Here is a 2,330-nt window from a genome sequence, read left to right as displayed (position 1 = left end):
GGTACGGGGGCGGTGGAGGCCACGGCGATCAGGCCAGCGCCAGCGTGACGGTGACGTTGCCCGCGATCGCGCGGCTATAGGCGCAGATCGCGTTGGCGCTTTCGAGCAGCGCCTGTGCCGCCGCGGTTTCCAGCCCCGGGAGATGGGCCTCGAGCGTGACGGCGAGCGCGAAGCCATTGCCTTCGCGTCGGCCGATACCCACGCGCGCCGTCACCGTTGCTTCGGCGGGGACGGCAGGGTGACCATGCGTGCGCAGACTGCGCATCGCCGCCAGCAGGGCGGCCGCATGGGCCGCCGCGTAGAGTTGCTCGTGTGTGTTGCCGTGGCCGCGCCCGCCCAGTTCGGAGGGCTCGTCGAGCCAGACATGAAAGGTACCGTCCGGCGCGAAGGCACGCCCGCCGCCCGCACCGGTGGCGGTGACAGCAGTCTCATAAAGCATCAAATCGTGCATCGTCGGCCCTCGCAAGCGCATCGCGTAACGCTCGAGCGGCATTTAGGTGCCTTGGCCGAACGTGACCAACAAGCTGGATGGTCACGAGGCATAAATTGATTTATGTGACGACGAATGTCGCTGCCCCGTCTTCGTGCATTCATAGAGGTTTACCGGCAACGCTCGTTCACGGCGGCTGCGCGCAATCTCGGACTGACGCAGCCAGCGATATCGCAGCAGATCGCCAGTCTCGAGGATACCATCGGCCGCCCGCTGTTCGAGCGGCAGGGACGCGGCGTGATCCCGACTGGCGCGGCGGACGATCTTGCGGCCGACATCGGCGATAGGCTCGACGAGGCCGAAGCCGCGCTCGCGCAGGCTCGCGCCCGCTCGGCCGAACTCGCGGGGTCGATCCAGATCGTCGGCCATCCTGATTTCCTGTCCGAGGTCGTCGCCCCGCAGCTGGGGCCGCTGCTGGAAAGCGGGATTCGCGTCCGCCTCCACGCCGGCAATCGCGGCGAGATCGAGCGCGCACTGATCCGCGGCGAGGCGGACCTCGGCGTCTCGGCGTTCCCGGCCGCAGACCGGCGGCTGCGGCACGAGCACTTGCGCGACGAGCCAGCGCAGGCGGTGGCGGCGCCCGCCGTGGTCGCCCGGCTGCGCGCGGCGCAGGCCGCCGGCAGCGACCTTGCCACGTTCCTGTCCGGCCTGCCGCTCCTGACCTATGGGTTGGACTATCCCTTGATCGACGTCTGGCTCGAGGCCAACGGGCTGCATCCCGCGGTGGCGACACCGGCGATGGTCGGTCTCGACGTGCGCAGCCTGCGCGGGCTCCTGATCGACGGACATGGCTGGACCGTGCTGCCCGGCTATCTCAGCCGGCCGCATCTCGAGGCCGGGGAACTGGCCGAGATCCCCGGTGGCGGTGCCTTGCCCGGCCGGCTTGCCTATCACCTGTTGTGGGGCGCGGCGGCGTTGCGCCAGCCCCGCGTTGCCCACGTGCGCCAGGCGCTGGTCTGGCGTCTTGCCCGGCGCGGCTGAACAGGGCCGGCGGGGCCCGGCCGGTCAGAGGCGGCGGAAAGTCACCGCGATCACGGGCTGGCTTGCCGCACCCTGCAGATCGAGGGCCACGGCGCAGCTTTCCTGCCAGCGATGCGCATCGCAGCGTGCCGTGCTGATCGTGTCTGAGGCGGCGCCCGGCTGGCGGTAGCGGGCGACGAGCTGGCCCGGCAGGATCTTGGCGGTCTGGAGATCCTGCCGGACCATCGCCACGACGGCGAGGTGATCACCATGGCGAACCACGCGCGGCTGACCAAGGACCACGCCTGCGAGGGCGGGGCTGGTCGTGACGTGTGGCAGCGCGGCGGATCCCTGCACCTGCGCCGATGCCGTGGTGGTCCCGTCCGTTGCGTCCGGCCCCGGTGCCATGGCGTGTGCTTCGCCGCAGAACCCGGCCAGGGCAAAGGCGAGGGCGGCGAGCGTTGCGGGGAAGATCGTCATGGCGTTTGTCCGGTCTGGAGCGGGTCGATGCCCCCTAGAAAGCGCAAGGCCCGTGATGGTGTCAATTTCGGTAACCATGTTCAAAAGCGACTGCGCCGAACCGGGACAGTGGGCGGGCAAATTTTGAACGCGCGCAGCGGCTGCGGGGTCGGCGGCGCGCGAAATCGGCAGCAGCCGCATTAACCCTGCCATGTTGCAACATTTTTGTAACACTGGGCTGCTGAGGGGAGCGTGGATGCATGCTACACGTCATGCGCAATATTCGCGCGGCCGACAGGTCGTCGGACCGATGACAGCGGGGGGAGGTGCCGGGGAATGGCGATGCGGGGTGCGGTCCGTCTGACCAAATCTTGACGAATGCCGATTGCGCCGCCAGCGCATGTGCACAGTGTAGATGGAG

At 68.9% G+C, this 2,330-nt stretch carries 3 protein-coding genes; 1 reads left to right on the top strand and 2 read right to left on the bottom strand.

The annotated features are described in order from the left end of the window. Window positions 1-28 precede the first annotated feature (28 nt). The gene (locus tag V7Q48_RS18270) at window positions 29-439 is read right to left on the bottom strand and encodes an OsmC family protein (RefSeq protein WP_333840694.1); all 411 of its coding nucleotides are present in this window, start codon (window positions 437-439) and stop codon (window positions 29-31) included. Between the two features lie 126 nt (window positions 440-565). Between V7Q48_RS18270 and V7Q48_RS18265 the strand changes: the two genes are divergently transcribed. Continuing rightward, the gene (locus V7Q48_RS18265; RefSeq protein WP_333840692.1) at window positions 566-1,471 is read left to right on the top strand and encodes a LysR family transcriptional regulator; all 906 of its coding nucleotides are present in this window, start codon (window positions 566-568) and stop codon (window positions 1,469-1,471) included. A 24-nt stretch (window positions 1,472-1,495) separates the two neighbouring features. Here the strand turns inward: V7Q48_RS18265 and V7Q48_RS18260 are convergent, their stop codons facing one another. Continuing rightward, entirely contained in the window at window positions 1,496-1,930 is a 435-nt protein-coding gene (locus tag V7Q48_RS18260) for a hypothetical protein (protein ID WP_333840690.1), read from the bottom strand. Window positions 1,931-2,330: the final 400 nt, after the last annotated feature.

The organism is Novosphingobium sp. (assembly GCF_036803765.1).
GTDB lineage: Bacteria > Pseudomonadota > Alphaproteobacteria > Sphingomonadales > Sphingomonadaceae > Novosphingobium.
The sequence above is the reverse complement of the archived record's forward strand: the minus strand, read 5'-3'. Positions and strand labels throughout refer to the sequence as shown.